This window comes from Streptomyces sp. NPDC107528 (assembly GCF_055639295.1).
The window spans coordinates 273229-293377 of record NZ_JBVKAV010000012.1 but is presented as its reverse complement, the minus strand read 5'-3'; the positions used below and the strand labels follow the sequence as shown (position 1 = coordinate 293377).

Below are 20149 nucleotides of genomic sequence, written 5' to 3'. Positions count from 1 at the left end.
ATCCCACTCATGACGACGAACCCGGCCGAGAGGCTCGTCGACCTGCTCGACCTGGAGCAGATCGAGGTCAACATCTTCCGCGGCCGCAGCCCGCAGGAGTCCCTGCAGCGGGTCTTCGGCGGCCAGGTGGCGGGCCAGGCGCTGATCGCTGCGGCGCGCACCACGGACGGGGACCGTCCGGTGCACTCGCTGCACGCGTACTTCCTGCGCCCGGGGCGGCCGGGCGTGCCCATCGTGTACCAGGTCGAACGGGTGCGGGACGGCAGGTCGTTCACGACCCGCCGGGTCACCGCCGTGCAGCAGGGCCGCACGATCTTCAATCTCACCGCCTCCTTTCACAAGCCTGAGCAGGGGAGTTTCGAGCATCAGCTGCCGCCGGCGCGCAAGGTCCCGGACCCGGATTCGCTGCCGACGGTCACCGAGGAGATCCGGGAACATCTGGGCACGCTGCCCGAACAGTTGGAGCGGATGGCGCGCCGTCAGCCCTTCGACATCCGCTACGTGGACCGGCTGCGCTGGACCGACGAGGACGTCAAAGGCGCCGAGCCGCGAAGTGCCGTGTGGATGCGCGCGGTCGGGCCACTCGGCGACGACCCGGTCGTGCACACCTGCGCGCTGACCTACGCCAGCGACATGACGCTCCTGGATGCCGTCCGGATCCCGGTGGAACCGCTGTGGGGACCCCGGAGCTTCGACATCGCGTCGCTGGATCACGCGATGTGGTTCCACCGGCCGTTCCGCGCGGACGAGTGGTTCCTGTACGACCAGGAGTCGCCGATCGCTACCGGCGGGCGGGGCCTCGCGCGTGGGCGGATCTACGACGTCGAGGGCCGCCTGCTGGTGTCCGTCGTCCAGGAGGGACTGTTCAGGGCGTTGTAGCCCGCGGACTCTTGCGCCGGAGCCAGCTCAGCAGGCCGCGAGGGGGTTCCGGCTCCACGGGCTGGGACGCACCGAGGTGCCGTGCGTGGTGCGCCGGAGCCGGGGCCCGTTTCGCTGTCGGACGCGGCGCAGGCCGCCTCTCTCGCGCTTCCTTCAGAACCGCCGTCAGTTCGGCCCGCAGCAGACTGATCTCGTCCGGGTCGTCCGCCGTCATGAGCCGCTCGGCGATGAGCGCGGAGGGTGAACCCGGTGTGCCGGACGCCGGTGGGCCGGGGCGGAAGCGGTTGACGTGGGAGCGCTCATAGGGGTCGGGGACGAGCTCGGCGATCTGGACGGGTTCGAGGAAGGCGGCCAGCGCGCCGGCGCTCTCCCACGGGTGCTCGGCCAGTCGCAGCAGGAATCCACGATGGCGGCCCCGCCAGTTGCGCGGCCGCAGATCCACCCCCGCATCCAGCATGCCGCGCAGTCCTTCGGGCATACGCCGGTCGTTCAGCAGCGGGCCGTTCTTCTCGTCGGCGGCGAACTGCTTGAGCTCCTCGGCCAGATACAGCCAGACCACGGCTCGATAGCGGTTGAGGTACCACTTCACCGGCACAACGAGGCCCAGCCGTGCGAGGCGTGTGAACCTTCCGGGGGACACGTCGACGAGGTCCGCGCCCTCGGTCGTGCCCACCACCCGCACGCGGTCCACCAAGGACTCCGGGAAACCCCGTCCCGAACTCACCCGGTCGATCTCGGACCGCGGGACACGCCGGCCCCCGCCTCCCTCGTCGGGCAGGGTCCGGATGAGGCCGAGATGCATGGCGAGGTCCAGCTCGCCTCGTTTCACCCCCAGTTCCCGGGCCGCGCGGCTCGGCGTGCAGGACAGGAGGTGGGGTTTCGTGATGGTGTCGCCTGACATGGTCGATCTCCCCCGTGGAGTCGGTGGCTCACGCTCTGTGCGTTCGCCGTGACAAAACCGTAGCCGCTCGGCCGGATCTCGTGGCGAGCCTGTGGATAACTCCGCGGGGGACGATGAATCAGCAGGTCAGAGGTCTGGCAGAGGTGCACGCTCGGGCTGTCGGGCGTCCACGTCGAGGTGCTCACCGACCCGGTTGACGAGCAGGGTCATCTCGTAGGCGATCTGGCCGATGTCGACCTCCGCGCCGCTGAGCACGCACAGGCAACTGCCGGTACCCGCCGCCGTCACGAACAGCACGGCGTCGTCGAACTCGACCATCGTCTGGCGAACCTTGCCCGCGCCGAAGTGCCGTCCGGAACCCTTGGCCAGGCTGTGCAGCCCGGACGAGACTGCGGCGAGGTGCTCGGCGTCCTCGCGTCGCAGTCCCGTGCTCGCGCCCGTCACCAGACCGTCGTTGGACAGCACCAACGCGTGCCGCACATGGTCGACGCGCTCAGTCAGGTCGTCCAGGAGCCAGCCAAGTCCCTGGTTCTGCGCCATGATCCGGTCTCCCCGTGTAGATGTCTCCCCCTGCGCCGGAGGAACTCTTCGCCACCCTTCCCGACGATCCGGCCCTCGGGCAAGGAGGATGGGGGCATGGCGAAGAAGATGACCGATGAGGAATGGCGGGCGTTCGTCTCGCAGGGCACACGCACCGGAAAGCTGTCGACCGTGCGAGCCGACGGGAGCCCGCATGTGACGCCGATCTGGTTCGTGCTCGACGGGGAGGAGCTGGTGTTCAACACCGGCAAGTCGAGCGTGAAGGGACGCAATCTGGTCCGCGACGGCCGGCTGGCGCTGTGCGTGGACGACGACCGGCCGCCGTACGACTTCGTGGTGCTGCAGGGCCGCGCCCGCATCTCGGAGGATCTCGACGAGCTGAGGCACTGGGCAACTCGTATCGGGGCGCGCTACATGGGCGAGGAGCGCGCGGAGGAGTTCGGGGCCCGCAACGGCGTCCCGGGTGAACTCCTCGTCCGCGTCACGATCGACAAGGTCCTGGCGGAGAAGAACGTCGCCGAATAGCAGCGGAGCGAACGCCGCTCGAAACAGGGGCCGGCAGCGGCTGAGGCGCCAGTCGGCTAACGAAGCCGGCCGGACCCTCGGAGCCGGTCAGCCCACCGAGTCGAGCAGCCGGGCGGTGTGCATCCGCCCGGCGTACTCGACGAGCCGGATCAGCACCTCCTTCCCCGAATCGCGGTCGCGGGCGTCGCAGAGCACCACGGGCGTTCCCCGGTCCAGGTCGAGAGCGCGTGAGACGTCTTGTGCGCCGTAGCTGCGGGCGCCCGCGAAGCAGTTGACGGCCACGACGAACGGGATGTGCCGGTGCTCGAAGTAGTCCACTGCGGGGAAGCAGTCCTCCAGGCGCCGGGTGTCGGCGAGGACCACGGCGCCGAGGGCCCCCTGTGACAGTTCGTCCCACAGGAACCAGAAGCGGTCCTGACCGGGGGTGCCGAAGAGGTAGAGGGACAGGCCGGACCGGATGGTGATGCGCCCGAAGTCCATGGCGACCGTCGTGGTGACCTTGTGGTCCACGCCATCGGTGTCGTCCACCCACTGCCCGGCTTCACTGAGCAGTTCCTCGGTGCGCAGCGGCCTGATCTCGCTGACCGCGCCCACCAGGGTGGTCTTGCCCACGCCGAATCCGCCGGCGACAAGTATCTTCAACGCGAGCGCGGCGGTCTCACCGTCGGTGGCGTCGGAGTGCTCGGAGACCATCGTTCACTTCTCTCGGGAGTGCCGGTATCGGTCGAGGTCACTGTGCGAAGTCAGCATCATGACAACTGCTGCTGCCCTTCGTGGGGTTGGACCGCTTCTTGCCGCCTGGTTCCGAAATGTCATCTACAGCGCCCGCAATCCTTCGATGACCTCGCGCAGAATCCGTTCGTCAGGAAGCTGCGCCGGAGGTACCGGACGGCTGACGGTGACGCAGCCGAGTTCCAAGAGGTCCCCCAGGAGCACCCTGACGACCCCTACGGGCAGATCGGCGCCTGCGGCGAGTTCGGCGACCGACTGGGTCTCCGGTCGGCAGAGTTCGATGAGAGCCCGGTGTTCCGGCCCGAGCGCGGTGTCGTCGTCGGCAGCGGGCGCGGCGGCGTCCAGGGTGACAAGGGCGATCAGATCGAAGCGCACGCCCGTGGGGCCGGGTCTGGTGCGCCCGCCCGTCATGGCGTACGGACGGACAAGGGGCCCGGCCTCGCCGTCGTACCACTGGCTGCCCTGCTCTCGCGGGGTGCCCGTCGTGTCCTCGGTCATGTGCGCGGACCGCCCTTCCGGCTCATCCCGCCGCGGGCGGTCGCGCGGCGGCGCGTGTCGGCGTGTGGAGGTGCTCGCCTACGCGCTTGACGAGTCGTGCCATCTCGTACGCCACCAGTCCGATGTCAGCGGTCACGGCGGTGAGGACGGCGAGACAGGAGCCGTCGCCGGCCGCGGCCACGAACAGGAAGGCGTCGTCCATCTCCACCATGGTCTGCCGCACGCCGCCGGCACCGAAGTGCCTGCCGGCGCCCTTGGCCAGGCTGTGGAAGCCGGAGGCGACCGCGGCGAGGTGCTCGGCGTCCTCACGGCGGAGGTCGCTGGATGCGCCCACGGCGAGCCCGTCGTTGGACAGCACGACGGCGTGCCGTACCTCCCTCACGCGCAGTACCAAGTCGTCCAGCAGCCAGTCGAGTTCACCGGACTGCTGGGCGGCCCTCATGCTCGGATCCTGCATCATGCGGGGTCTCCTTCGCTGCTGTCGCTGCGGGCTCTGGAATCGGGCGTGGCGCCGCGACCGGGCCGTCTGCCGCCGCCGCGCACCCAGCCGTCGCGGTAGGCCGCCATGCGGTCCCGGACGAGTTCGGGTGTGCGACGGCCGTCGTCGTCGGAGGCGGTCGTCCCTGCCGCCTCGTCGGGGCGTCCCTCGCGCAGTTGGGGGGCGAGGTTCGCCTGCCGTACGCGGCGCGGGAGGTCGTCGGAGGCTGCGGAGTCGTCCGGGGGTCGGTGCAGTCGCAAGGTGGTGACTCCCGGAGGTGGAGTGTCGGTGTGGGGCTGCGCCGCCGCCGGTGCGGGAGCCACCAGCGCGGGCCGGTCGGCGACCGCGTGGACGGCCTCCTGGTGCGGCTCGGCGGCGGGCACACGCGCGTACTCGTGTTCGGCGTGCCGATCGGTGCCCGCCGGCCTCTCGGGGGAACGTTCCGCCGTGGCGTTGTGCAGCAGGGCCGTGGGCAGCAGGACGACCGCGGTGGTGCCGCCGTAGGGCGAGGTGCGCAGGTGCACCTTGATGGCATGCCGGGACGCGAGTCGGCTGACCACGAAGAGGCCGAGCCGATCGCTGTCGAACAGGTCGAGCGCCTCGGACTGTTCGATGCGCCGGTTGGCCTCGGCGAGGGTCTCCTTGCCCATGCCGAGGCCTCGGTCCTCGACCTCGACGGCATAGCCGTTGCCGACGGGCTCGCCGGTGATGCGCACACGCGTGTGGGGAGGCGAGAACTGGGCGGCGTTCTCGACGATCTCCGCCAGCAGGTGGGTGAGGTCGGCGACGGCAGTGCCGATGACGGACGCCTCGGGGAGCTGTCGTACCTCCACGCGCGCGTAGTCCTCGACTTCGGAGACGGCAGCGCGGACCACGTTCGTCAGGGAGACCGGCATCCGCCAGGCCCGCCCGGGTGCCGCCCCGGAGAGGATGATCAAGCTCTCGGCGTGGCGTCGCATGCGGGTGGTGAGGTGGTCCAGCCGGAAGAGGTCGCTGAGTTCGTTCGGGTCGTCGGAGCGCCGCTCCATGCTGTCCAGCAGGCTCAGTTGACGGTGCACGAGGACCTGGCTGCGGCGGGCGAGGTTGACGAAGACGCCGGAGATGCCGCTGGCGAGTTCGGCGCGCTCGACGGCGGCGCGGAGCGCGGCTCGGTGGACAGTGCTCAGAGCCTCGCCGACCTGACCGGTCTCGTCCTCGGCGGGCGGTCCGGGCGGCGCCTCGGCCCGAATGTCGATCTCCTCCCCGGCGCGCAGCTTCCGCATGGCCTCGGGGAGTTTGCGCCGGGCGATCTCCAGGGCGCTGTTGCGCAGACTCACCAGTTCGACGACGAGGCCGCGACCGATACGGACGGAGATCACGAGTGAGGCGGCCACGGCAGCGAGACCGAAGAGCACAGCGGCGCCGGCCGGGGTCAGCAGACCGCGGGTGAACGGGTCGGCGCGATCTGCGACGCCGCGCCCGGCGTCCTGCTCGATCGTCCGCATCGCGTCCTGCACGCGTGCGTGTGCCTGACCCCAGGTGACTTCTCCGGCCGCGTCGATCGCCCGCGCGCCCGGTGCGGTGGCCAGGACCCTGTTTTCGACCGCGGCCACGGCCGCGTAGGCGCTTCCGTCTGCGAGGCTCTGCCAGGCCGCGCCCTCCGGGCCGCGCAGATCGGCGACGGCCGCCTCGATGAGGGTACGGCGGGTGTCGACGGCGCCGGTGAACAGCCGCAGCCGCTCGCCGTCGAGGCGCCCGGCGAGACGTGCGCTGTCCAACACCACGTCCTCCTGCGCCAACGCCTCGCCCGCGCGGGCGAATTCGAGCAGTACGCGCGCGTCGGAGCCGAGCTCGGCGTCCTGGATGCCGGTGAGCGCGCCGCCCACCGAGAACGCGCTCGCGATGGTCGTCGTGTACCGCCCGTACGCCTCGTCCCAGCCGGCGCTGCCGTCCAGGACGGCACCGCGTACGGTGCTCAGCTGCTCGGCGCCGCTGACGAAGCCCTCAAGTCGCCGGGCCACGCCGGCCGGGAGTTCCTCGCCGTCGGCGACCGTGTTCCGGTCGCCGAGCCGCAGCCGCGCCACCGCCTTGTCGGTGTCCTGCGCGAGCTTCTTGAAGTCGTCGCTCTGTCCGGCCGACGGGTCGGTCGCGTAGCGCACGGCGGCCTCGCGTTCCGCCTGCAGGGCAGCGACGGCAGTTGCGGTGGGCGCCCTGACGCCGGAGTCGACGCGCTGCAACTGGCGCAGCCTGGAGACGTCCTGGGCAGTCGTGACGGTGGCGTGGGCCCACAGGGCCAGAAGCGAGACGACCGGCACCATCAGCAGGCAGACGATCTTGGCTCGGACGGTGCGCGGACGGATGCGCCAGCGCTCCGCACGCGTGGGTATGTCGTCGGGCGCCACGCCCAGGCTCTCGTCCGGGCCTTCGTCGGCCGGCGGTCCGGCATGGGCGCGGCGACCGCGCGCGGGGGGCGATGACGGCGTCCCGGCGCCGGCTGCGGTGGTCCTACGGGGTGTACGCATGGCCTCCTCGCTCGGAAGTGGTTCGGGGCGGGTGTTCCCGGGCCGTCCCCGGTCCGGGCCCGCCGCTAGCCCGCGACGCGCTCGACCGCTCCCTGGGCCGACGCGGATGCCGCGCGCTCCCCCGTGGTGGGCGACAGCGCGACGAAGGCGGAGGTCAGGAAGAGGTAGGACCCGAGGCCGACTGCGAGGGGGAAGATGAACTGCATCGCCGTGGCCCCGGGCAGGACGTCACCGGCGGGCGTGACGTCCACGCCGACCGCGAACATCCCGGTGTAGTGCATGCTGCTGACCGCCGCGCCCATGATCAGGGAGGCGATGGTGACGGCGACGGGCGACTTAATGTTGAGCGCCGCCCACAGGGCCGCCGTCGCCGCGACGACTGCGATCAGGACGGACACTCCGACGAGGACGGGGTCGTAGGTCACCTCGCCGTGGAGTCGTACGGCGGCCATGCCCAGGTAGTGCATGCTCGCGACGCCGAGCCCGGTGGTGAGCCCACCGAGGAACAGCGCGCGGGTCCGGTCACGGCTGTATCCGACCGCGAAGACGCCTGCGCAGACGACGGCCATGGCGACGAGGAGGCTCACGATGGTGAGCGGCACGTCGTAGCGGATGTCGGTGCCGCTGACGCTGAAGCCCAGCATGGCCACGAAGTGCATGGTCCAGATGCCGGTGCCGATCGCCGACGCGGCGGTGATGAGCCAGTTGCGGCGCGACTTGCCGGTGGCGCCGAGGGCGCGGACGGTGCAGCGAAGTCCCAGCGCGGCGCCTATGCACGCCATCGCATAAGACAGAACGGGGGTCAGCCAGCCGAGGGCGGCGTGGTCCAGGTGTCCCATGGCCCAGGGACGCTAGCCGGGGCAGGGGCGCGCGAGGGGGGCGCATTTCGAAAGCTGTTGGAATATGACACGGAGATGCAGCGGAACGATCGCGTCGCGCTCGAACGTGTGCACAGCGGTGTCATCCGTGCCGGTGAGGGATCATGCGGAGCATGAGCGACGACCACACACATGTGCAGGAGTTCTTCGGGGCCCGCGCCGCCGGCTGGGACAGTCGGTTCCCCGACGACGGGCCCGCCTACGCGGCTGCGGCCGCCGCGCTCGGACTGCGCGAGGGGGATCGCGTGCTCGACGCCGGCTGCGGCACCGGGCGGGCCCTGCCGCCGCTGCATGCCGCTGTGGGGCCCTCGGGGGTGGTCCTCGGGGCTGATCTGACCCCGGCCATGCTGGAGGCCGCCGTACGGGCCGGACGCGGCGCGGACGGGCAGTTGCTGCTTGCCGACGTGGCCGCGCTGCCGCTGCGGTCGGAGTCACTAGACGCCGTGTTCGCGGCCGGCCTCATCGCGCACCTGCCTGATCCGGCGCAGAACTTGCGGGAGTTGGCACGTGTGGTGCGCGCCGGTGGCACCCTCGCCCTGTTCCACCCGATCGGCAGGGCGGCGCTGGCGGCACGCCAGGGCAGACAGATCACCCCGGACGACCTGCGGGCCGAGCCCAACCTCCGGCCATTGCTGGCGGGTTCGGGGTGGCGCATGACGTCGTACGTCGACGAGGACGACCGTTTCCTGGCACTCGCCGTACGAGAGCCCTGAGGTCCCGGCCGCGAGGCAATCCCGTCCCAGGGTAATTCGTACACCGAGCTGAGCCGGTAGATCTCCGAGGCATCGCCGAACGGGTCCATCCGCCGGATCTGTTCGAGCCGCTCGAAGCGCTTCACCGCGCTGTCCCCCTTCTGTCGCGGAGGCTCCAACTCTACGTTAAGTATTGGAAGATGAACGATCAGTCACGCAGGGGGAAGGCGGTCAACATGTGGAGCAGGGTGCGCGAGTCGGGTGCGAGAGTTCTCCGCTCATTTCGCACGGAGGCGGACACCGGCAAGGACAGGCGCGCACACAATCTGTTCGAGGCCGCCGCCGTGTATGTGTCGGCCCGTGCGGAGGACGACCAGGAGCAGATCGACGAGGCCGCCGGCTGGGTGTCTCCGGAAGCGCTGTCGTTCGGGGTGAGTGAACTGGCGTGCCGGGCCGTCATCGCGCTGGCACGGGAACGCGACGAGTCGCCGCAGACTGTCGCCCGGACCCTCCTCGGGCTCCCGGCGGCCTGACGTCGCGGACGATCTCGGTCGATTCGCCCCGACCGGTCGGAAAACTGCAGCTCCGGGTGCGCCTGGGAGTCGTGACAAGCGGCTTCCGGTCGCACTAGGGTGCGCGCCGATGGACGAACCGATGGGGAGGCTGGGATGGCAGAGACGGACGAGGAGGCCGTCGCCGCCGCGGACGATGCGCTGGACGATGCGCTGTACGTGCTCACGGCGGTGCTGCTGACGCCGGCGAAGTTCCCGAGCGTGCTGGGCGACGACTACCCGGAGGCCTGCGCGGCGCTCGGTCTCGCGCCGCTCGCCGACGGATACGGCCTGGTCATCGGCCAGGACGGCGACGGCGCCCGGTGGACGGTCGTCATCGACGACGTCTCCTTGGTCGCGGTCGCCATCGCGTCCTGGGACTGCGGCATGGAGTACGACCTGTCGCCCGACGAACGTACGGTCGTGGCCGCGCTGCCCGGCTGGCCCCTCGCAGTGGCCGTCGCCGCCCCGAATGTGCCCGCGCCGCACGATCCCGAGCCCGACATCGCGGACGGTCCGCCACTCACGCCGCCGGACACGAGTGTGTGGGGGCCGGCCCAGCGGCGCCTGGGCGCCGACGAGATCGCCCTGCAGTGGGCGGTATGGCGCGAGCAGATCGACGACGCCGACTTCGCGACGCCGGGCGACGACGCCGCCAAGGACACGAACGACGCCGAGGACCAGGGACCAGAGGCCGAGAACGCCGAGAACGCTGAACAGGCCGAGACGGCCGGGACGGCCGAGAAGCAGGGCGGCCACAGCGGTATCCGGCGGGTCCTCGCCGAGGCACGCGCGTACGTGGAGTCCCCGCCGCCCCTCGGTCGCGTCCGGTCCTCCTTCGCCTCGGGCGACGCACGGACCCTGCGCGCGGACGGTCCCGGTTGGTCGCTGGTCGCCAGGACCGACGACATCGCCTTCGTACTCCTCGACGACGAGCCCGGCGAGGTCCTGCCGGTGGGTCGCGGGGCAGAGTTGCCCGGGCTTCTGGAAGCGCTCGACAAGATGGCGGTACGCCCCTCCTGAGCCCTCCCGGCACCCTCCTGAGCTCCCCCGGCACCCTCCTGACCTGCGCACCGAGCGGCGCGGCAGTGCGCCCGGACGGAACTGCCGGTGTCTGGTGACCCCATTCGGTGGCAGCGTCACATGTGGCCCCAACCCATGGCTGGCGCGGCAGCAGGACCGCACCATGAGGCAGCCTTCACGGCTTCGCTCCCTCATGTGCCCGTCCCTTCTGCCAGGAGGCCGTCATGCGCCTGTCCCGAGGTCTTCCGTTCCTCACCGCCACGCTGCTCGCCGGCGCCCTCAGCTGGCCGACTCCCGTAGCGGCCACGGCAGTCGGCGAGCAGCACTGCGCACGTCAGGAACGCGTACGGGTGCCCGGCGCGGCCTACCAACAGAGCGCCTGCCTCCCGGCCCTGACCACGTCGGGACTCGCCGGCACGCCGTACACCGACATGGCCGACCAGGCCGGGCTCACGGCACGGGGCACCCGGGCCCCGACGGGGGTGCCCGGTATTCAGATCGACGGCTACTTCCCGGACTCCTCCCGCTTCAACGCCACACACGGATGGCGTCACGACGCGCAGTTCGTGATCCGGCTGCCGGACCGCTGGAACGGCGGGCTGGTCGTCACCGGCGCCCCCGGCACCCGTAGGCAGTACGCGACGGACACAGCGATTTCCGATCAGGTGCTCGCGCTGGGCTACGCCTACGCTGCGACCGACAAGGGCAACAACGGCTCCGACTTCTACCGCGACGGCAAGCGACCGGGAGATGCGGTCGCCGAGTGGAACGCGCGCACCACTCAGCTCACCCGGGCTGCCCGCAAGGCGGTGGCCCAGCGCTACGGGCAGGCTCCCCGTCGTACATACATGACCGGCATCTCCAACGGTGGCTACCTCACCCGCTGGCAGCTGGAGAACCATCCCGAGTTGTACGACGGCGGCGTGGACTGGGAGGGCGCCCTGTGGGCCGCGGGCGGCCCCAACCTGCTCACCTCCCTGCCCACCGCGGTGGCACGCATACTCGGCTCCGCACGGGACGAGGACCTGTACGCGGTCGGCTTCGCGCGCGGCTCCGAATTTCTGTGGCCCTATCACGAGCAGGCCTACTGGGGCGTCACGCAGAAGATCTACCGCGCCGAGTTCGACCCGGCGTACGACCCCGGTTGTCCCGGCCCCTCCGCCGGGACCACGCCGGAGCAGATCCTGGCACCGTGCGCCTCCGATGCCACGTACGACTACGCGTCGCGTCCGGCGTCCGTCGGTCGCGCCGTGGCCCGCGTCGCTCTGACCGGGCGCATCGCAAGACCACTGATCTCGCTGCACGGCGATCTGGACGCGCTGCTGCCGAAAGCAGCCGACTCGGACGTCTACGCACGCATGGTCGACGCGAGCGGGCGAGGCCCACTGCACCGGTACTTCACGATCGCGGGCGGCACGCATGTCGACGGGCTGTACGACACCTATCCGGACCGGCTCCGGCCGATCCTGCCCTGCTACCGGTCGGCCTTCGACACGCTGGTCGCGTGGGTGGAGCGGGGCACCCGACCGCCCGCGGACCGTACCGTCGGCAGGCCCGCGAGCGGCGATGTGCTCAATTCGTGCGCGCTGTCCACCCCGGCCGTACCGACGGCCGGGCGATGATCAGCGACCGAGCTCCTTGCGCGTGGCGCGGCGCAGCCTGCGCCGCTGTGACGGGTCGAGCGTGAGGTACGCGGCGGCCGGGACTCCCAGGATTATCAGGAGCGCGGCCCACCAGGGCAGCCAGATCAACAGGATGAGACCGGCCGCCACACCACCCGCGGCGATCTTCGCGTTCTTCGACATGTGCGTCGCCTCCTTCGCGGCCACTGCCGCTCTCTGTCCTGAAAACGGGCCCGCGCTTCCAGCGGTTCCGAACCGCGACCCTGAGACGACCCTGAGGTGCGGCCCCTACTGGTCCCGGAGATCTGGTGCCGACCGAAGTCCGATGTCCGGCACCCGACGCCCGACGCCCGCCGCCCGTGACGCCTGACGCCTGACGCCTGACGCCTGACGCCCAGTGTCCGCCGTCCGAGGCCGATCGACTCACCGGATTCCGCACAAGTGAGATACCCACGCCGACCGAAGAGTGACACAGGTCACAGATCCGGCATTTCGGATGGGCTGCCGAGTGCTGTAGCCTCGGCCCCTCAATCCTGGGTAGTCAAGTTTGAGGAGTGCTGCAGAGCTGTGCCGAGGCTTCCCGAGGCAACACCGTTCGAGATCTCCGACCTGGCCGGGTGCTGTGCCGTGTTCGTGCCCGGTGACCCGGCCCGCACCGGCCGGGTCGCATTCTGGCGGGCCGACGGGGGCACCGTTCCGCTCGCCGCAGCCGGATCCGCCGAGGAACTGGCCGTCGAGGACCTGACCGTCGCCCTACCCGGCGAGGACGGTGTCGAGCTGGTGAGCGTACCGGCCGTCCTGCTGCCGGTGCGCGCCGCCCTGCCTGTGCTCGCGCGTACGCGCGCGTCCGATCAGGCTCACCGAGCAGGCGTCTTCTGGGGCACGGCGGCTGTGCTCGCCCTGCAACTCGTCGCACGCGGCCTGCTCCTGCCCGGCCTCTCGGCGGACGATCACGATGCCTGGCGAGCCGGTCCCCTGCGACCCGAGGACGTCGAACGTGTTCGCGCCCTCGCCGCCGCGATACCACCCGAGGCGCACGCCGTGCCACTGGGCGACGTGGACCCGCTGACGCTGCCGGATCCGGAGCGGCTGCTGCGGGCCTTCCTGGACGCGGTCGCCGACGCACTCCCCCGCTCCCCCGCCGCGAGGCTCGTCACAGGCGGTCCCTCCTACGCGGCCCAGGAGCCGCAGCGCCTGCCCGAACAGCGCGCATGGGCAGCCGATGTCGCCGCGGGCCACGACGCGGGCGTACGGCTCTCCCTGCGGCTCGAGGTGCCCGGCCTCGGCGCGGCGACGCAGGATGACGGGACGCTGTCGTTCCGGGCTGTTCTGCAGTTGCACAGCGTGAGTGATCCCGCGCTGGTCTCGGACGCCGCCGCCGTGTGGGCGGCGCCCGGCACCTTCGGCCCACGCGCGCGGCTTGACGCCCTGCTGGCACTGCGCCGCGCGGCTCGCGCCTGGGCGCCGCTTGCGCCGCTGCTGTCGGCGGCCGTGCCGGACGCCGTGGAACTGGCCGACGACGAGGTGACCGACCTCCTTCAAGAGGGTGCTCGGGCCCTCGCCGGAGCCGGCGTCGATGTGCACTGGCCCAAGGAGCTCACCCGCAACCTCACCACCCGCGCGGTGATCGGCCCGCCGGACGAGGAGTCCGTGCCGGGCAGAGTGTCCTCGGACACCCCGTCGTTCCTGGCCGCCGACGCGCTGCTCGCCTTCAACTGGTGGTTCGCCCTGGGCGACCAGCGGCTCACGCGCGAGGAGCTGGACCGTCTGGCGGAGGCGAACCGCCCCGTGGTGCGGCTGCGCGACCAGTGGGTCCTCGTCGATCCCCAGGAGGTGCGCCGCGCCCGCGCGCAGCAGGATCACAAGGTGACGCCCATCGACGCGCTCGGCGCCGCGCTGACGGGCTCCACCGAGGTGGACGGCCGCCAGGTGGAGGTCCGCCCCACGGGCTGGCTGGCGGCGCTGCGCGAGCGCCTCGCGGACCCGGAGGGGCAGGACCCGGTGGCCCAGCCTGCCGCGCTCGCGGCCACACTGCGCGACTACCAGCGGCGCGGCCTGAGCTGGCTGGCCCGGATGACATCCCTCGGCCTGGGCTGCTGTCTGGCCGACGACATGGGCCTCGGCAAGACGATCACTCTCATCGCGCTGCATCTGCACCGGCAGTCCGACACCTCGTCCGCCGGCCCGACGCTGGTCGTGTGTCCGACCTCCCTGATGGGCAACTGGCAGCGCGAGATCGAGAAGTTCGCGCCCGGCACGCGCGTGCGCCGCTTCCACGGGTCACGGCGTGACCTGGCTGCCCTGACGGACGGGGAGTTCGTGCTCACCACGTACGGCACGATGCGGCTGGACGCGCGTCGGCTCGCCGAGGTGCCCTGGGGCATGGTCGTGGCGGACGAGGCCCAGCACGTGAAGAACCCGTACTCGGCGACCGCGCGGGAGCTGCGCTCGATCGGCGCACGCGCGCGCGTGGCGCTCACCGGCACGCCCGTGGAGAACAACCTGTCGGAACTGTGGGCGATCCTCGACTGGACGACGCCCGGCCTGCTGGGCCGCCTCGGCACCTTCCGCACGCGGTACGCCCAGGCCGTCGAGGGCGGCCAGGATCCGGCTGCCGCGGAGCGACTCGCCCGGCTGGTACGCCCGTTCCTGCTGCGCCGACGCAAGTCGGATCCGGGGATCGCGCCCGAGCTCCCGCCGAAGACGGAGACCGATCGCGCCGTGTTCCTCACCACGGAGCAGGCAGGTCTGTACGAGGCGGTGGTCCGCGAGACGCTCGCGGAGATCTCCGGCGCCGACAGCATGGCGCGGCGCGGCCTGATCGTGAAGCTCCTGACGGGCCTGAAGCAGATCTGCAACCACCCGGCGCAGTTCCTCAAAGAGGAGCGGCCGAGGATCGCCGGGCGCTCGGGGAAGCTGGAGCTGCTGGACGAGTTGCTCGACACCATCATCTCCGAGGGGGCGAGCGTCCTGGTCTTCACGCAGTACGTGCGCATGGGACGCCTCATCGAACAGCATCTGGCGGCTCGTGGCATGCCCTCGCAGTTCCTGCACGGCGGAACCCCGGTGGCCGAACGTGAAGCCTTGGTTCGGCGCTTCCAGGACGGTGAAGTGCCCGTCTTCCTGCTGTCCTTGAAGGCCGCGGGAACCGGCCTGAACCTCACGCGCGCCGAGCATGTCGTGCACTACGACCGCTGGTGGAACCCCGCGGTCGAGGCGCAGGCCACCGATCGCGCGTACCGCATCGGCCAGACCCGGCCCGTGCAGGTGCACCGGCTGATCGCCGAGGGAACCATCGAGGACCGTATCGCCGAGATGCTGAGCCGCAAGCGGAAACTGGCAGACGCGGTGCTCGGCGCGGGCGAGGCGGCGCTCACCGAGCTGACGGACGCGGAGCTGGCCGATCTGGTGGAACTGCGAGGGGGCGCCCGATGAATCGACACGACGGTGACATGGAGCGCACGTTCGCCGCGCTGCCGCCCGCGCACGGGCGGGGGTTCGCACAGACATGGTGGGGACAGGCCTGGCTGCAGGCGCTGGAGGAGTCGGCACTGGACTCGGGGCAGCTCAAAGCCGGCCGCAGGCTCGCACGCGCGGGAGCGGTCGGCGCGGTGTCGGTGCGCCCCGGCCGCCTCACGGCGATTGTGCAGGGTCGCGACCGTACGGCTCACCGGGCCGACGTGCTGCTGGAGGAGCTGTCCACAGAACAGTGGGACCGATTTCTGGACATGGCCGTCGAGCGGGCCGGGCATGTCGCCGCGTTGCTGGACCGCGACATGCCACCGCACCTGGTGGAGGACGCGGCCGCCAGGGGCATCGAACTGCTGCCGGGCATGGGTGATCTGGAGCCCGAGTGCGGTTGCGGCGCCTGGGACCACTGCGGGCACACGGCGGCCCTCTGCTACCAGGTGGCACGGCTGTTGGACCAGGACCCCTTCGTCCTGCTTCTGATGCGCGGACGGGGCGAGCGCGACCTCCTGGACGACCTGCAGGCCCGCAGCGCCGCCCCCGCGACCCCGTCGTCCGAGGCGTCCGAGTCGTCCGCCTCTTCCGATGCGGAGGGCGTGGATGCCGCTGAGGCGTATGCGACCGGCGACATCCTGCCGCCGCTGCCTGCGCTGCCCGAGTTGCCCGCCGAGCCGGGAGTTCCGCCGTCCTTGGACACCGAGACGCCTCCCGCGCCCGGCGTCGATCCGGCTGCGTTGGAGTTCCTGGCTGCCCGGACCGCCGCCGAAGCGCACCGCATGCTCGCGGAAGCGCTGGGGCCGGGTCCCCGGCAGCAGGTCGTGGAAGCGGAGTTGTCGCTCGACCAGGACGCGGTGCGCCTCGCCGCGGGCGCCCCTCTCGCCGACGTGGCGGAGCGGCTGGCAGACGGATCGGGACGCGGCCGGGAAGGGCTGGCGACGGCCGTACGCGCCTGGCACCTCGGAGGGGTCGTCGCGCTGTCCGTGCTCGACGAGGAGTGGACCGTCGAGGGCGAAACGCTCGCACGCGCGCGTGCCGCCCTGGACTCCGCCTGGGACGAGGACGAACGGCCGTCGCTGCGAGCGAAGGGCAACCGCTGGACGGTCGTCGGCGCGCCGCGTCAGCTGCGCCTGGGGCAGGACGGACGGTGGTGGCCGTTCCGCAAGGAAGGGAGCCGCTGGGTGCCCGCAGGAAGCCCTGCACAGGATCCGGCAACGGCTCTGGCCGCGGCGCAGGCGGGGACCGAGGAGGCGGCACGGTCGTAGGTCATGCCGGGCGGCTCCGATGAGCACCCCTCCTGGACTGAGCGCCGTCTCGGCTCGGCTGAGAGCGACCTCGGCTCGACGAGTGGCCGTCGCCCCGTGTTCATCCCTCGGACGAACCGCGTTCCGACTGAGCTCCAAATCTGGCCGCTGTCAAACAACTTGGTCTTCAGGAGGCCCGATGTCCCCGCACGCCACCGGCCGGCGCCACGCCCCACGTATCGTCGCCGGGGGCGTACCCCTCGCCGTGCTCGCGGCGCTCGCGGCCACCGGTCCCGCCGCCGGCGCGGGGAACGAGGGCGGCATCGCAAGCAAGGGCCGCGCCGCACACGTCGTGCACACGGCGACGCTCGGCGACATCCCGCTCGGCGCGTTCAGCAACACGTTGCTGCCCGGCAGCGTGGGCAACGACCGGGGTGTGGACCTGGGCGGCATCGGCAGCGACATCTACCCGGCGGGTCGCAAGGGCGAGTTCTGGACCGTCACCGACCGCGGCCCCAACGGCCAGATCAAGGTGGACGGCACGAAGCGGCGGACGTTCCCAGTGCCCGGCTTCGATCCGGCAATCGTGAAGATCCGGGTGACCGGAGGCACCGTGCGGGTGCTGGACGCGATCCCGATCACGACGACGTCCGGGAAGCCCGTCACCGGGCTGTCGAACCAGGAGGGCCGCGACGAGGCGCCGTACACCTATGACGCGCGGACTCCTCTGGCGTTCAATCCGAACGGGCTGGACACCGAAGGCATCGTGCGCGCCGCTGACGGGAGCTTCTGGCTCGTCGACGAGTACGGGCCCTCCCTGGTGCACGTCTCCGCGCGCGGGAAGGTCCTCACGCGCTACGTGCCCGAGGGGCTCCGCCTCACTGGCGCGGGCTATCCGGTCGTGGAGGCGCTGCCCTCCGTCCTGCTGCACCGGAAGATCAACCGTGGCTTCGAAGGGCTCGCTCAACTGCCCGGCGGCGACCTGGTGATGGCCGCGCAGAGCCCGCTGTCGCTGCCGGACACGGATGCCGGGGAGGCTTCTCGCACCACGCGCCTGCTGCGCTTCTCGCCGAAGAAGAAGGCGGTCACCGCGGAGTACGCGTACCGCTTCGACCCGGTGAACGTGGTGGACCCGGGCGAGGACGACACGTCCGAGCTGAAGATCTCCTCGGTCGTGGCCGTCGGCGGCAACCGGCTGCTGGTCGAGGAACGCACCGACAAGGCCGCGCGGCTGCACCTCGTGCGTCTGGACCGTGCGGCGAACATCCTCGGCGGTCCCTGGGACGACGACACGACGTCACCGGCGCTGGAACAGCTCGACGACCCGGCGGGCTCGGGTGTGCCGGTGCTGTCCAAGCGGCTGGTCGTCGACCTGGGCACGGTCAAGGGTGTGCCCGGGAAGATCGAGGGCATCGCGCGCGTGGACCGCGACACGCTGGCCCTCATCAACGACAACGACTTCGGGATGACGGACGGCGAGGGAGCGTTCGACGCCCAGGGCAGGCTCGTCGACAGCGGTATCGAGACGTCGGTGATCTACGTGCGACTGCCGCGCGGCATCTGACGGCCTGGGGCAGTTCGCCCCGCCGGAGACGCGAGCGGCGCCCTAGGGCAGTTCGTCCGGAAGCGACGGGAGCAGCGATTCGAGGTCACTCGGAAAGCCGCTCGGCAGCTCGGTGGGGAACCCCGATGGCAGTTCGGACGGGAACCCCGACGGCAGTGATGTCGGCAGCTCGCTCGGCAGCTTGCTGGGAAGCTCGGTCGGGATGCTGAAGGACGGCCTGGGCGAGCTGCTCGTGCTCTCGGCGGGCGTCTTCTCGTCGGGCGAGTCGTCGTTGCCTGAGGCCATCAGCACCACGGCCACGACTGCTCCGACGACCACGATCGCGGCGAGCAGGATGAACAACGGAGTACGCCGCCTTGGTCCGCCGCCTCCGTCGGGTGATTCCGGGGGCGGCCAACCACCGTACGTGGGTGGGCCGCTGTCTCCCGGAGGGGGACCGTAGCCTCCAGGAGGCGGTCCGAAGCCACCGCCCGGAGGCGGCGTGTCACCCGGCGGTCCCGGCGGCTGAGGCGGTACGGGCGGCATGGCCATACCGACAAGCCTCGCCTCGTCCCGGCCAGGACGCGAGCCCTTCTCGGGAGTTGATACGGGCCCATGCCCTGGAGCGCATGGTTCCGGAACATTCCGCGCGGAGTCCGGTCGGTTACCGGCACCAATGGCCGGCACCCACTGCCCGACCGCGTGTGACTGGCCTCCGGGCAGGCGGGTCACACGCGGTCGGGCACGCGCGCGTGGCCTCAGCCGCGTGCTCCCAGCAGGTGATCCATCGCCAGCTGGTCGAGGCGCTCGAAGGCCATCCCGCGCGCGGCGGCCGCCTCGACGTCGAAGTCCTCGAACGCTGTGCGGTCCGCCAGCAGCGACTTCAGGCCGTCCGCCGCCGTCGGCTGCGCCAGCTCGTCCAGGCGTGCGGCACGCAGGGCTTCCTGGACCTCCGGGTCGGCACGGAAGGCGGCCGAACGCTCCTTGAGGACGAGGTAGTTGCGCATACAGCCCGCGGCCGACGCCCACACTCCGTCGAGGTCCTCCGTCCGCGGCGGCTTGAAGTCGAAGTGACGGGGTCCGCTGTAACCGGCGCTCTCCAGGAGGTCGACCAGCCAGAAGGCGGCACGCAGGTCGCCCGCGCCGAAGCGCAGGTCCTGGTCGTACTTGATGCCGGACTGGCCGTTGAGGTCGATGTGGAAGAGCTTGCCCGCCCACAGTGCCTGCGCGATGCCGTGCGGGAAGTTGAGGCCGGCCATCTGCTCGTGCCCGACCTCGGGGTTGACGCCGTACAGCTCCGGCCGCTCCAGGCGCTCGATGAACGCCAGCGCGTGGCCGACGGTCGGGAGCAGGATGTCGCCGCGCGGCTCGTTCGGCTTGGGTTCGATGGCGAACTTGAGGTCGTAGCCCTGGGAGATGACGTACTCGCCGAGGAGGTCGAAAGCCTCCTTCATGCGGTCGAGAGCCACGCGTACGTCCTTAGTGGCGCCGGACTCGGCGCCCTCGCGCCCGCCCCAGGCGACGTAGGTCCTGGCGCCCAGTTCGGCCGCCAGGTCGATGTTGCGGATCGTCTTGCGCAGGGCGTATCGACGCACGTCGCGGTCGTTGGCGGTGAATGCGCCGTCCTTGAAGACGGGGTGGGTGAAGAGGTTGGTGGTGGCCATCGGCACCTTCATCCCGGTGGCGTCGAGGGCCTCGCGGAAGCGCTTGATGTGCGCCTCGCGCTCGGTGTCCGAGGACCCGAAGGGGATCAGGTCGTCGTCGTGGAAGGTGACGCCGTGGGCGCCGAGCTCGGCCAGGCGCTGCACCGTCTCGACCGGGTCGAGGGCCCTGCGGGTGGCCTCGCCGAAGGGGTCCCGTCCCTGCCAGCCGACGGTCCACAGGCCGAAGGTGAACCTGTCCTCGGGGGTGGGCTGGTAGCTCATGCCGCGGCTCCTCGCTTGCTGACGTCTGCTTGCTACGACTATTTCGTCATGGCAGTTTACAAATTAGTATGCCGACGCGTCCCTGGGAAGGGACAAGATGTCCCCGAAGGGGTGAGGTCCGGGTCGTGACGCTCCGGGCACCCTCGAAACAG

General features: G+C 71.1%; 19 protein-coding genes and 1 pseudogene. 9 read left to right on the top strand and 11 right to left on the bottom strand.

What is annotated here, in order from left to right; genetic code table 11:
• Positions 1–9 precede the first annotated feature (9 nt).
• Complete coding sequence (locus tag ACZ7L5_RS34655) at positions 10–879, top strand: acyl-CoA thioesterase (protein ID WP_362379081.1); 870 nt, start codon at positions 10–12, stop codon at positions 877–879.
• On the opposite strand, the gene ACZ7L5_RS34650 is transcribed toward ACZ7L5_RS34655, so the two are convergent.
• On the bottom strand, positions 866–1780 hold the full coding sequence (locus ACZ7L5_RS34650; protein ID WP_471521910.1) for a DUF6397 family protein: 915 nt from the start codon (positions 1778–1780) through the stop codon (positions 866–868). The genes ACZ7L5_RS34655 and ACZ7L5_RS34650 overlap by 14 nt on opposite strands.
• A gap of 126 nt (positions 1781–1906) precedes the next feature.
• Positions 1907–2320 carry a roadblock/LC7 domain-containing protein gene (locus tag ACZ7L5_RS34645; protein ID WP_471521908.1) on the bottom strand — a complete coding sequence of 138 codons (414 nt, stop codon included), beginning with the start codon at positions 2318–2320 and terminating at the stop codon, positions 1907–1909.
• Positions 2321–2416: 96 nt separating this feature from the next.
• Between ACZ7L5_RS34645 and ACZ7L5_RS34640 the strand changes: the two genes are divergently transcribed.
• A complete protein-coding gene (locus ACZ7L5_RS34640; protein ID WP_471521906.1) occupies positions 2417–2845 on the top strand; it encodes a PPOX class F420-dependent oxidoreductase in 429 nt (142 codons plus the stop codon).
• 87 nt (positions 2846–2932) lie between these two features.
• Here the strand turns inward: ACZ7L5_RS34640 and ACZ7L5_RS34635 are convergent, their stop codons facing one another.
• From ACZ7L5_RS34635 to ACZ7L5_RS34615, 5 genes are all read right to left on the bottom strand, one after another.
• Entirely contained in the window at positions 2933–3538 is a 606-nt protein-coding gene (locus tag ACZ7L5_RS34635) for a GTP-binding protein (RefSeq protein WP_328883209.1), read from the bottom strand.
• Positions 3539–3661: 123 nt separating this feature from the next.
• A complete protein-coding gene (locus ACZ7L5_RS34630; RefSeq protein ID WP_328883208.1) occupies positions 3662–4075 on the bottom strand; it encodes a DUF742 domain-containing protein in 414 nt (137 codons plus the stop codon).
• A gap of 22 nt (positions 4076–4097) precedes the next feature.
• Positions 4098–4535 (bottom strand): roadblock/LC7 domain-containing protein, encoded by a 438-nt coding sequence (locus tag ACZ7L5_RS34625; protein WP_471521903.1) that lies wholly within the window; start codon positions 4533–4535, stop codon positions 4098–4100.
• On the bottom strand, positions 4532–7054 hold the full coding sequence (locus ACZ7L5_RS34620) for a sensor histidine kinase (RefSeq protein ID WP_471521901.1): 2523 nt from the start codon (positions 7052–7054) through the stop codon (positions 4532–4534). The genes ACZ7L5_RS34625 and ACZ7L5_RS34620 overlap by 4 nt, the downstream gene beginning before the upstream one ends.
• Positions 7055–7119: 65 nt before the next feature.
• Positions 7120–7893, bottom strand: a complete 774-nt coding sequence (locus ACZ7L5_RS34615) for an MHYT domain-containing protein (RefSeq protein ID WP_362379072.1) — start codon at positions 7891–7893, stop codon at positions 7120–7122.
• A gap of 152 nt (positions 7894–8045) precedes the next feature.
• Between ACZ7L5_RS34615 and ACZ7L5_RS34610 the strand changes: the two genes are divergently transcribed.
• Positions 8046–8645: a class I SAM-dependent methyltransferase gene (locus ACZ7L5_RS34610; RefSeq protein ID WP_471521899.1), complete on the top strand. Its 600-nt coding sequence runs from the start codon at positions 8046–8048 to the stop codon at positions 8643–8645.
• 23 nt (positions 8646–8668) lie between these two features.
• Here ACZ7L5_RS34610 and ACZ7L5_RS34605 read toward each other — a convergent pair.
• Positions 8669–8770: pseudogene (locus tag ACZ7L5_RS34605) on the bottom strand (oxygenase MpaB family protein); the annotation flags it as partial.
• A gap of 90 nt (positions 8771–8860) precedes the next feature.
• Between ACZ7L5_RS34605 and ACZ7L5_RS34600 the strand changes: the two are divergent.
• From ACZ7L5_RS34600 to ACZ7L5_RS34590, 3 genes are all read left to right on the top strand, one after another.
• Complete coding sequence (locus ACZ7L5_RS34600) at positions 8861–9157, top strand: hypothetical protein (RefSeq protein WP_467478521.1); 297 nt, start codon at positions 8861–8863, stop codon at positions 9155–9157.
• A 135-nt stretch (positions 9158–9292) separates the two neighbouring features.
• Positions 9293–10198 carry a hypothetical protein gene (locus ACZ7L5_RS34595; RefSeq protein ID WP_471521897.1) on the top strand — a complete coding sequence of 302 codons (906 nt, stop codon included), beginning with the start codon at positions 9293–9295 and terminating at the stop codon, positions 10196–10198.
• 224 nt (positions 10199–10422) lie between these two features.
• On the top strand, positions 10423–11820 hold the full coding sequence (locus ACZ7L5_RS34590) for a tannase/feruloyl esterase family alpha/beta hydrolase (RefSeq protein WP_471521895.1): 1398 nt from the start codon (positions 10423–10425) through the stop codon (positions 11818–11820).
• Here the strand turns inward: ACZ7L5_RS34590 and ACZ7L5_RS34585 are convergent, their stop codons facing one another.
• Entirely contained in the window at positions 11821–12003 is a 183-nt protein-coding gene (locus ACZ7L5_RS34585; RefSeq protein ID WP_031114931.1) for a hypothetical protein, read from the bottom strand.
• Between the two features lie 384 nt (positions 12004–12387).
• Here ACZ7L5_RS34585 and ACZ7L5_RS34580 point away from each other — a divergent pair, with 384 nt between their 5' ends.
• From ACZ7L5_RS34580 to ACZ7L5_RS34570, 3 genes are all read left to right on the top strand, one after another.
• On the top strand, positions 12388–15255 hold the full coding sequence (locus tag ACZ7L5_RS34580; RefSeq protein WP_471521893.1) for an SNF2-related protein: 2868 nt from the start codon (positions 12388–12390) through the stop codon (positions 15253–15255).
• Entirely contained in the window at positions 15252–16550 is a 1299-nt protein-coding gene (locus tag ACZ7L5_RS34575; protein ID WP_471521891.1) for an SWIM zinc finger family protein, read from the top strand. The genes ACZ7L5_RS34580 and ACZ7L5_RS34575 overlap by 4 nt, the downstream gene beginning before the upstream one ends.
• A gap of 178 nt (positions 16551–16728) precedes the next feature.
• The gene (locus tag ACZ7L5_RS34570; RefSeq protein WP_471521889.1) at positions 16729–18093 is read left to right on the top strand and encodes an esterase-like activity of phytase family protein; all 1365 of its coding nucleotides are present in this window, start codon (positions 16729–16731) and stop codon (positions 18091–18093) included.
• Between the two features lie 42 nt (positions 18094–18135).
• Here the strand turns inward: ACZ7L5_RS34570 and ACZ7L5_RS34565 are convergent, their stop codons facing one another.
• The gene (locus ACZ7L5_RS34565) at positions 18136–18435 is read right to left on the bottom strand and encodes a hypothetical protein (RefSeq protein ID WP_471521887.1); all 300 of its coding nucleotides are present in this window, start codon (positions 18433–18435) and stop codon (positions 18136–18138) included.
• A 395-nt stretch (positions 18436–18830) separates the two neighbouring features.
• Complete coding sequence (gene xylA / locus ACZ7L5_RS34560; RefSeq protein WP_471521885.1) at positions 18831–19997, bottom strand: xylose isomerase; 1167 nt, start codon at positions 19995–19997, stop codon at positions 18831–18833.
• Between the last annotated feature and the right edge of the window lie 152 nt (positions 19998–20149).

Excerpts from the sequence above, each read along its gene's own strand:
- ACZ7L5_RS34655 (WP_362379081.1), top strand. The coding sequence starts at position 10 with ATGACGACGAACCCGGCCGAGAGGCTCGTCGACCTGCTCGACCTGGAG.
- ACZ7L5_RS34610 (WP_471521899.1), top strand. The coding sequence starts at position 8,046 with ATGAGCGACGACCACACACATGTGCAGGAGTTCTTCGGGGCCCGCGCC.
- ACZ7L5_RS34620 (WP_471521901.1), bottom strand. The coding sequence starts at position 7,054 with ATGCGTACACCCCGTAGGACCACCGCAGCCGGCGCCGGGACGCCGTCA.
- ACZ7L5_RS34595 (WP_471521897.1), top strand. The coding sequence starts at position 9,293 with ATGGCAGAGACGGACGAGGAGGCCGTCGCCGCCGCGGACGATGCGCTG.
- ACZ7L5_RS34640 (WP_471521906.1), top strand. The coding sequence starts at position 2,417 with ATGGCGAAGAAGATGACCGATGAGGAATGGCGGGCGTTCGTCTCGCAG.
- ACZ7L5_RS34585 (WP_031114931.1), bottom strand. The coding sequence starts at position 12,003 with ATGTCGAAGAACGCGAAGATCGCCGCGGGTGGTGTGGCGGCCGGTCTC.
- ACZ7L5_RS34590 (WP_471521895.1), top strand. The coding sequence starts at position 10,423 with ATGCGCCTGTCCCGAGGTCTTCCGTTCCTCACCGCCACGCTGCTCGCC.
- ACZ7L5_RS34635 (WP_328883209.1), bottom strand. The coding sequence starts at position 3,538 with ATGGTCTCCGAGCACTCCGACGCCACCGACGGTGAGACCGCCGCGCTC.
- xylA (WP_471521885.1), bottom strand. The coding sequence starts at position 19,997 with ATGAGCTACCAGCCCACCCCCGAGGACAGGTTCACCTTCGGCCTGTGG.
- ACZ7L5_RS34600 (WP_467478521.1), top strand. The coding sequence starts at position 8,861 with ATGTGGAGCAGGGTGCGCGAGTCGGGTGCGAGAGTTCTCCGCTCATTT.
- ACZ7L5_RS34645 (WP_471521908.1), bottom strand. The coding sequence starts at position 2,320 with ATGGCGCAGAACCAGGGACTTGGCTGGCTCCTGGACGACCTGACTGAG.
- ACZ7L5_RS34625 (WP_471521903.1), bottom strand. The coding sequence starts at position 4,535 with ATGATGCAGGATCCGAGCATGAGGGCCGCCCAGCAGTCCGGTGAACTC.
- ACZ7L5_RS34615 (WP_362379072.1), bottom strand. The coding sequence starts at position 7,893 with ATGGGACACCTGGACCACGCCGCCCTCGGCTGGCTGACCCCCGTTCTG.
- ACZ7L5_RS34570 (WP_471521889.1), top strand. The coding sequence starts at position 16,729 with ATGTCCCCGCACGCCACCGGCCGGCGCCACGCCCCACGTATCGTCGCC.
- ACZ7L5_RS34630 (WP_328883208.1), bottom strand. The coding sequence starts at position 4,075 with ATGACCGAGGACACGACGGGCACCCCGCGAGAGCAGGGCAGCCAGTGG.
- ACZ7L5_RS34650 (WP_471521910.1), bottom strand. The coding sequence starts at position 1,780 with ATGTCAGGCGACACCATCACGAAACCCCACCTCCTGTCCTGCACGCCG.
- ACZ7L5_RS34575 (WP_471521891.1), top strand. The coding sequence starts at position 15,252 with ATGAATCGACACGACGGTGACATGGAGCGCACGTTCGCCGCGCTGCCG.